The organism is Raineya orbicola (genome assembly GCF_002843425.1).
Classification (GTDB): domain Bacteria; phylum Bacteroidota; class Bacteroidia; order Cytophagales; family Thermonemataceae; genus Raineya; species Raineya orbicola.
The window spans coordinates 25,940-34,227 of record NZ_NKXO01000038.1; the positions used below are offsets into that span (position 1 = coordinate 25,940).

Below are 8,288 nucleotides of genomic sequence, written 5' to 3' on the forward strand. Positions count from 1 at the left end.
AATATTTTTTCCAATCTTTTTTGTATATTTGGAAAAGAAATTTATAGAATACGCTATGATAACATATAGAAAATTCTGGATAGCTGTTTTATTATCAGGAGTTTTGGGGGGAACTTTGGTACTCTTAGGATTGCGTTGGTTTTTAGGTTCAAACTTTATCCCCATTACCAAAATTGCTTACCGATTTAAGGATACTGCTTTGGCTATTCCCGAAGGTATGAACTTTATTTACTCTTCTGAAATGGCAATTCCAGCAGTAGTGCATATTCGTACGGCTTTTACCAAACGCCAAACTTCGCGTTATCACGAAAATGATGCTGTTGATGAGATGTTTCGGCAGTTTCACGGTAGAGGTTGGTCGCCACGCTCTTCTTCGGGGTCAGGGGTAATTATTTCCGAAGATGGCTATATTGTTACCAACAATCACGTGGTTGAAAATAACGATTTGATAGAAGTTACTTTACACGACAAAAGAAGCTATGAAGCTCGTGTGATAGGTACAGACCCTTCAACGGATTTGGCATTGCTGAAAATAGATGAAGAACATTTGCCTGCATTACCTTTTGCAAATTCTGATAAAGTTCGTATAGGCGAATGGGTATTAGCGGTTGGCAATCCTTTTGAGCTCAACTCCACCGTAACTGCGGGCATTATTTCCGCAAAAGCAAGAAATATCAATCTCATTCAAGACAAAGACAATTTGCAAGTAGAAAGCTTTTTACAGACAGATGCTTCGGTAAATCCGGGCAATAGTGGAGGAGCTTTGGTAAATTTGCGAGGTGAGCTTATTGGTATCAATACCGCAATTGCGAGCGAAACGGGGGTTTTTCAGGGTTATTCTTTTGCTATTCCTGCAAATTTGGTTAAAAAGGTAGCAGACGATTTGCGTCAGTACGGGCAAGTACAAAGAGCTTTGATGGGTGTTGAAATCAGTGATGTGAATGCCGAACTTGCCAAAAGCAAAAAACTTCCCAACGTAGATGGTGTATATGTAAATGGTGTAACTGCCAATGGTGGTGCTTGGGAGGCAGGTATCACAAAAGGAGATGTGATTTTAGAAATTGAAAATATCAAGGTAAATTCCAAATCCGAATTGCAAGGTATTATCGCTTCCAAACGCCCTGGTGATAAAGTCTCTGTGCTATTCCGTAGAAATACAGAGGAAAAAAAGGTAGTTGTTACACTCAAAAATCCGAAAGGAAATTTAGAAATTACACGAAAAACAAGCAACGAGAGTATTCAAATTATGGGGGCAGAAATTGCTAATGTAAGTGAAACCGAAAAGGAAACTTTGAATATCAAAAATGGGGCAAAAATACTTAGAATCGGCAAAGGTAAGCTGGCTGATGCAGGCGTACAGAAGGGCTTTGTGATTACGCATATAAGCCAAAGTGGTAAGCGTATTGCAGTAAGTTCTGCCGCTCACGTGCTGGCTATTGTACAGCAGGCTGATAAAACAGGAGACGGCTTATACTTTGAAGGTATCTACGAAAATGGCGACAAAGCCTACTATCCGATAGGGTGGTGAGTGGCTCTTACCGAACTACATTGCCCAAAGTTTTTGCAATTTCTTGTTCAATGCTTTTGAGTTGGATATGTATTTGTAAAAAGCGGTCTTGTTCTTCTTCGGTGCTTGCTTGTTGTAAATTTTTCTGATTTTCTTTCATCATTCTTTGCACAGCTTTCCACTTCATTCGCATAATGGCTTCATAGGCTACTTGGTTGAGCTTTTCGTCCTTTTTTTCAACAATAATACCCGCTTTGGCTTCCCAATTCGGACTTAATTCGTATTTTTCGCTAATCAGGTTTATGACAGCTTGGCGAATTTCGCGACTTTCCATTTTCATAAAATCGTGATGAGAAAGCAATCTGCCTTCGTGAAGGTTGCGAGCAAAAATTTCAAAAATTTCCTGAAAAACAGGCGTTTCAAACTGCAATCCTTGCAATTCTTTCAGGAGATATTGCCCAAAAACTACATCTTGCGAAATAGGATAATCGGCATAGCACAAAAGCAAACGCATTGTTTCGTGTTCTTGATGATACACCGAACTAAATTCGGTTGCTTTTTGCTCTAAAAATGCATCGGTATCGTTCTGCAAAAGGTCAGAAAGAGCTTCATTATTGGTCTTTTGTTTGAGTTCTTTGCCTAAAATCTTATTACCCTCACGGATTAAAATTTCCTCCTCAATTCCAAAAAGCTGACTACATTCCTTAAAAAATACATTTCGCTGAATAACATCAGGTATCTTGATAATGCTACTCACTACCTCACGAATAGCTTCTCCCCGTCTGAAAGGGTCGTTTTCGGCGTTTTTGAGCAAATATTTTGTTTTGAACTTAATAAAATCTTGTGCATTTTCCTGAATGTAAGCAAGCATTGCATTGGTGCCGTGTTTCTGTACGAAACTATCGGGGTCTTCATTTTGGGGAAGCCAAACTACTTTCAGCGAAAGTCCTTCTTCTAAAATGATATCTACGCCTCGCATAGCGGCATTTAATCCTGCTTCATCGCCATCGTAAAGCACTATTACGTTGGTAGTGAAGCGTCTGATAAGACGGGTTTGCTCTTGCGTAAGCGAAGTACCCGACGAAGCAACTACATTCGTAATGCCTGCCTGATGTAAAGCAACTACATCGGCATAGCCCTCTACAAGCAAACATTCATCTTTTTGCAAAATAGACTTTTTGGCTTGAAAAAGTCCGTACAAAACTTTGCTTTTGTGGTAAAGTGGTGTTTCGGGGGAGTTGAGATATTTGGGGGTATCTTTGTCTTTTTTGAGGGTTCTGGCTCCAAAGGCAATTACTTTGCCTGATACATTATGAATAGGGAACATTACACGCTCACGAAAGCGGTCGTAGTATTCGTTTTTGCCTTCTTTTTTTTGAATAAGTCCTGCTTTTTCTAAAATAGTAGGGTTGTAGCCCTTTTTGATAGCAGTGCGATAGAATGTATCCCAATCGCTGGTAGCGTAGCCCAGCTCAAAGGTTTTAATAGTGAGTTCATTAAAGCCTCTTTCTTTCAGGTAAGAAAGTCCTATGGTTTTACCTTCTTCGGTGTAGAGCAATTGTTCTTGGTAAAAATTTTTAGCAAACTGCATTGCAATATAGAGGGCATCTACTTCATTTTGTTTTTGTAATTCATCATCGGATGGCTTTTGGCTTGCATTTTCAGGGATTTCAATTTTATATTTTTGAGCAAGCTGACGCAAAGCCTCGCCATAGCTTATTCCTTCAATTTCCATTACAAAAGTAACGGCATCGCCGCCTTTGCCACAGCCAAAGCATTTGAAAATTCCTTTGGCAGGAGTTACAAAAAAAGAAGGAGTGCGTTCATTGTGGAACGGACAGCAAGCCTTGTAATCTTTGCCCGATTTTTGCAAACTTACATAGTCGCTTACTACCTCCAAAATGTCTATATTTTGGTAAATCTTATCTACAACCTCGCGAGGAATATGCATAGTTGAATGGAGTGATTTCGCTTTATTTTTTTATTTCCGAATGATGAATAAATCGTCAAAATTTACTACAAAGATAAAAGTTTCTGCTATTTTTGCAAAAAAGCAAAACAAGTTTCTCTTATGCAAATTTATCTTGGAGGCAAAACAGCTCTTGTGGCGGGAAGTACGCAAGGTATAGGCAAAGCAGTAGCTTTAGAGCTAGCTCGGGCGGGGGCAAATATCATTTTGCTGGCTCGTGATGAAAGCAAACTGGAACAAGTATTGGTAGAGCTGGATGGCTCTCAAAATCAGCGACATAGATACTTGGTGGCAGATTTTAGCGAGCCTGCTACGCTACAAAAGGTTTTGGAGCATTTGCAAGAAAATATCCATATTCTTGTGAATAATACAGGCGGACCGGCGGCGGGCAAAGCCATAGACGCCGAACCGCAAGCCTTTCTGCAAGCCTTTCAGGCTCACCTGATTTGCAACCAAATATTGGTACAAAAATTGGTTGCAGGTATGAAGCAAGAAAACTATGGTAGAATTATCAATATTATCTCTACATCTGTCAAACAGCCTCTCAAAAATTTGGGGGTATCTAATACGATACGCGGTGCAGTAGCCAACTGGGCAAAAACCCTTGCCACTGAGCTTGCTCCTTGGGGTATTACCGTTAATAATGTTTTACCTGGTGCCACTTGGACAGCTCGTTTGGAGAGTCTTATCCAAAAAAACGCTCAAAACAAAGGCATTAGCTCCGAAGAAGCCAAACAAGAAATGCTTGCCGAAATTCCTGCGGGCAGATTTGCTCGTGCTGAAGAAATTGCTTATGGAGTAGTTTTTTTAGCCTCTGCCCAAGCCGCCTACATCACAGGCACAAATTTGGTTATAGACGGCGGTAGAACAGGGTGTTTGTAGAATTTTTGTAATTGTTTATGAAAGTTCAAGGTTTGGAGTTCAAAGCTATTACGGACTTTATCTCTTATTCTTTTTTTTCCGACATCAATTTTCTAAAATCCTGTTTTTTGTATCTCTACTACAAATTATTCTTAAAATCACGATTTTTTTCTTGCTTTTTTCCCATTTTATTGTTAGCTTTGAAAAACTTATAACTGATTAAATACTGATTTATATGCCTCAAAATCAATCAATTACCCCCCCCCCAATGTCTTTCGGAAGGAAGAGCGTTTATAGAACTTGGCAGTGGCAATGCCCCTGTCTTGGATTACAACATTCCTCAGAAAAGTAGTTTCACTTCTTATGGTGTATTTCCTGTGTTTTTACCTGAGAAAATACTCTTTACACCTGAAGCTGCGAAAGTACCTGAATGGTTTGCGAATTTGCAGGCTAATCCGAATAGTTTGCAAGAAGCTACAATAAAGAATAATATTCTTGACGAGCTACTATTAGGTAATGCAAATTCTCAGTTCTTACAAATGGGTTATGGCATCAAACCTCGTCAGGAATTTTTACAAAATTTACAAGAAAATGTCAGTAGGCAGAATTTTATTGCCAAGAAAATTAAACAAGGTTTTGTACCTATTTTGGGCGAAAATTTTGGAGGTTTCCAGCAGGTATTGAGTCTTATCAAAAGACCGAGCACGCCTCAGCCTCGCTTGGTGGTAATAGAGGAATACAAGACGGTTTCTTTTTTAGGCAACTATGGAGCGGGCAAAACCTTGAAAACCTTTACAATGCTACCTGGCGAGGAAACGACCATTGCCATACGCACCTACCGAGAGAGCAGTAGCACGCAAAGCCGAAGTGAAAATGTAGTAGATAGTTTTTCGGAAAGCAGTGCTAAAGAAATGGAAAAACTACTGGAAACAGAAAACAGCAGCAGCAGCCAAGATAGCACACAGAAGAGCAAAAGTGCGAATGTAGGGCTTAGTTTTCCGAAAATAGGTTTGAGTGGAGGAACTTCTGCCTCCAAGAGTAGCCAAAGCGTAAGGCAAGCCAATACCAAAAGCCTAAACAAGGCATTAGAAAAAAGTGTGGAAAACTCTAATAGCAGCCGAAATGTGAGTGTAAATACGAGCAGTAGCATAACTGCCAAAGAAGGCGAGGAGGAAACAATAACTCGCAGGCTCAAAAACGTGAACCAAAGTTGTACGCTCAATGTGGTATTTCGTCAATTATTGCAAGAATACATCACGATAACGTATTTGGATAATATCAAGGTGGGTTTTACGAACGGGCATCCCGAAATTGATGATATTGTACCCATAGAGGAGCTTGATACTTTGCTGAAGCGTTATATTGAAGCCAAAGATATAGAGGAAGTACGAGAAAGGCTGATATTTGAGTATGAAAAAGTAATGAGTAGCGAGAATGGAGAAAAGGTATTTTTAGCCAAAATACGCAAAGAGGATTATGATGGCAATGATGCAAGTTATTACACGAAGGTTAAAAATTTAGAAGATAGCTACCAAGTAGGTGAAAATATGACCTTGAAAGTAGCAGGCGTGATACAAAATGTAGAAAAATATACCCTCCGCACCGATAGCTTGATAGCCGACTGCGTGCTGGGGCAAGGAGCGGCGTTGGATTGTTTTTCAGCCAAACTGCAAAATTCTGACTCAGACAAGGGGATATTGGAAAACGAAAAAACACGCATAGCCTTGCAAATCTTGGAAAGCATCACCGACCCTGTAGCCAAAGCGGAAGCATTTGCCAAGATGTTCAATCCACCTAAAAATGTATAGCTATGGGACTTTTAGATTTTAAGAATACGCTCCAGCAGGTCAAGAAAGACTTGTTGGATAAACCCAAAAAACAATTGTTGGGTTTAAAAGAAAACGGAAATAATACGCTTAACTTTAAAAAAGAAATAAAAGCAATTTGTATAGACCCAGGACACGGAGATAATTTTAATGGTACTATAGACCCTGGAACAAGTATAAAAGTTGGTGATGTTATGTTTCTTGAAAAAGATATGGTTTTACCTGTTGCTTTGAAACTGAAAGAAAAGTTAGAATTATCAGGATACCAAACTATAATAACCCGAAATGGAGATGTAGCAAAGAAACAACAAAGATTTACTTGGCGTTTGGAAAAAGCGGCTAAATCAGATTTACTCATATCACTACATATGGGGTATTTTGCTGATTCAAGTTTGCGAGGTATTCAAGTGATATATTTTTCTGGTATAATTACATCTGAAAATTTAGCAGATAATTTAAAATATGGACAGAAAAGTAATATGAGTGATTTTTCTGTGGAAAAATTAGCCAGACAAAGTAAAAATTCAAAATCCTTAGCTGAGTCTATTCTTGATAGCGTTAATGTACTTCCCAACCTACAAAGAAACTCTTTGAAAGGTGAAAGTCATAATATTTTGCGTAATTTTGAAGGTATAGCATCTGTTATCGTAGAAATGGGTGTAATAGGGAATGCAGATGATAGAAGCGTATTGCTAAATGATTTTGAAACACTCGCAAATGAAATTGCCATTGGTATTACAACTTTTATCAATAAATACAAGGATGACGAATAGATTGTTTAGTATGCTTTTTATCATTTTTGCTGTAAATAATAAGTTACAGGCTCAAAAATCATACTCAATTCTTTTGGAAAAATATGGAGAGAAAGCGGTATTTTATGCTTTATTGGGTGAGAAATCAATAAAAAAAAAGATAGTCAGAGATCTTTCTTATAAAGATTTTGAATTAAGTTGGTATCAATTAGATGTTTATGTGCAGCATAATTGGGGCAAAAATGAGAATGATTCCAATCGTTTATTCAGAAAATTTTTGCACGGAGGCGTTTATGAAAAAACGGATAGAAAACTTATTATTAAAATAATTAAAAATGGGGAAAAGGTGAGTATCAAAAAACTATCATCTTTTTTATCTACCTATAAAAGTTATGTTGATTTGAGGCAAAATTTATCAGAAAGACTTGGCTTCATTACGAATAGTCCAGATTTTGAAGCAAAATTTATTCAAAAAAATTATCCAGTATTATTTAGATGTTATTGTGATGCTATTTATTTTTGGTATTCAGATTGTACAGAAGAAATTAACGGATTAAACTTTCAGGAAATAGGAATAACAGCAATTATCAACTTCCTTAACAAAAACAAACATTTACTTAAAAAACTTGAAGAAAATAAAAAGTTAATCAAAATGTAGAGAAATACACGCTCCGCACCGATAGCCTGATAGCCGACTGCGTGCTGGGGCAAGGAGCGGCTTTGGATTGTTTTAATGCCAAGTTACAGAATGCTATTTCACAAAAATCCTATAATGAAAATGCTCTTATGGAGGCAGCAATTATCACATTACAAGAGCTTACTGACCCCAACCTAAAAGTAGAGCTTTTGAAGGCTATTCTAGGAAAAAATAATGATAAAGGAGGTGAATAATGGGATTGTTAGAAAACTTTAAGAACCCGTTTGGAGAAGATATCCGGCGGGTTTCTGAAACCCAAAATGAGCTTGTAAAAGATGTAGCAAAGGTAATAGATACCTCACACATTATCAATAATTCGTTTTTGAGGCAGTTGTATGGGAAAGCAGAAAATGTAACCGATGAAAACTGGGCAAAAGAGGTATCATCAGTAAAAAGTTTAGTAATATTAGAAGAAGGAAAAAAAATACAAGATTTAATGAGATTGGTTGAATTAACTCTTAGAAGAAGAGATAAGGTTCTTAATGAAGTAATTAAATTAGAGTGGGATAAAGATAAAAAAGAAATTTGGGATTCCATTATAAATTTACGTTTAGTCCTCCGACAAAAGTTGAATAGTTTTTACAAGTTGTGGATATTGGGTATCATTTAAGAGGCAATATTGCAAAAACAGGAAACCATACCTAAAAAAAGAGAACTCTCTACGCCCGTTAGGACA

General features: G+C 37.7%; 8 protein-coding genes. 7 read left to right on the forward strand and 1 reads right to left on the reverse strand.

Annotation, left to right across the window (positions count from 1 at the left end; all coding sequences use genetic code 11):
* Window positions 1-28 precede the first annotated feature (28 nt).
* Window positions 29-1,528, forward strand: a complete 1,500-nt coding sequence (locus Rain11_RS11125; protein WP_243390586.1) for a trypsin-like peptidase domain-containing protein — start codon at window positions 29-31, stop codon at window positions 1,526-1,528.
* Between the two features lie 7 nt (window positions 1,529-1,535).
* Here Rain11_RS11125 and dnaG read toward each other — a convergent pair whose 3' ends face one another.
* The gene (dnaG, locus tag Rain11_RS11130) at window positions 1,536-3,458 is read right to left on the reverse strand and encodes a DNA primase (protein WP_101359443.1); all 1,923 of its coding nucleotides are present in this window, start codon (window positions 3,456-3,458) and stop codon (window positions 1,536-1,538) included.
* Window positions 3,459-3,578: 120 nt separating this feature from the next.
* On the opposite strand from dnaG, the gene Rain11_RS11135 reads away from it, so the two are divergent.
* From Rain11_RS11135 to Rain11_RS11160, 6 genes are all read left to right on the forward strand, one after another.
* Window positions 3,579-4,358 carry an SDR family oxidoreductase gene (locus Rain11_RS11135; protein WP_101359444.1) on the forward strand — a complete coding sequence of 260 codons (780 nt, stop codon included), beginning with the start codon at window positions 3,579-3,581 and terminating at the stop codon, window positions 4,356-4,358.
* A gap of 302 nt (window positions 4,359-4,660) precedes the next feature.
* The gene (locus tag Rain11_RS11140; RefSeq protein WP_133121577.1) at window positions 4,661-6,145 is read left to right on the forward strand and encodes a hypothetical protein; all 1,485 of its coding nucleotides are present in this window, start codon (window positions 4,661-4,663) and stop codon (window positions 6,143-6,145) included.
* 2 nt (window positions 6,146-6,147) lie between these two features.
* Window positions 6,148-6,936: an N-acetylmuramoyl-L-alanine amidase gene (locus Rain11_RS11145; RefSeq protein WP_101359446.1), complete on the forward strand. Its 789-nt coding sequence runs from the start codon at window positions 6,148-6,150 to the stop codon at window positions 6,934-6,936.
* 10 nt (window positions 6,937-6,946) lie between these two features.
* On the forward strand, window positions 6,947-7,573 hold the full coding sequence (locus Rain11_RS11150) for a hypothetical protein (protein ID WP_101359447.1): 627 nt from the start codon (window positions 6,947-6,949) through the stop codon (window positions 7,571-7,573).
* A 41-nt stretch (window positions 7,574-7,614) separates the two neighbouring features.
* Entirely contained in the window at window positions 7,615-7,806 is a 192-nt protein-coding gene (locus tag Rain11_RS11155; RefSeq protein WP_101359448.1) for a hypothetical protein, read from the forward strand.
* On the forward strand, window positions 7,806-8,222 hold the full coding sequence (locus Rain11_RS11160; RefSeq protein ID WP_101359449.1) for a hypothetical protein: 417 nt from the start codon (window positions 7,806-7,808) through the stop codon (window positions 8,220-8,222). Before Rain11_RS11155 ends, Rain11_RS11160 begins: the two co-directional genes overlap by 1 nt.
* The last annotated feature ends 66 nt before the right edge of the window (window positions 8,223-8,288 follow it).

Excerpts from the sequence above, each read along its gene's own strand:
- Rain11_RS11135 (WP_101359444.1), top strand. The coding sequence starts at position 3,579 with ATGCAAATTTATCTTGGAGGCAAAACAGCTCTTGTGGCGGGAAGTACG.
- Rain11_RS11145 (WP_101359446.1), top strand. The coding sequence starts at position 6,148 with ATGGGACTTTTAGATTTTAAGAATACGCTCCAGCAGGTCAAGAAAGAC.
- Rain11_RS11150 (WP_101359447.1), top strand. The coding sequence starts at position 6,947 with ATGCTTTTTATCATTTTTGCTGTAAATAATAAGTTACAGGCTCAAAAA.
- Rain11_RS11160 (WP_101359449.1), top strand. The coding sequence starts at position 7,806 with ATGGGATTGTTAGAAAACTTTAAGAACCCGTTTGGAGAAGATATCCGG.
- dnaG (WP_101359443.1), bottom strand. The coding sequence starts at position 3,458 with ATGCATATTCCTCGCGAGGTTGTAGATAAGATTTACCAAAATATAGAC.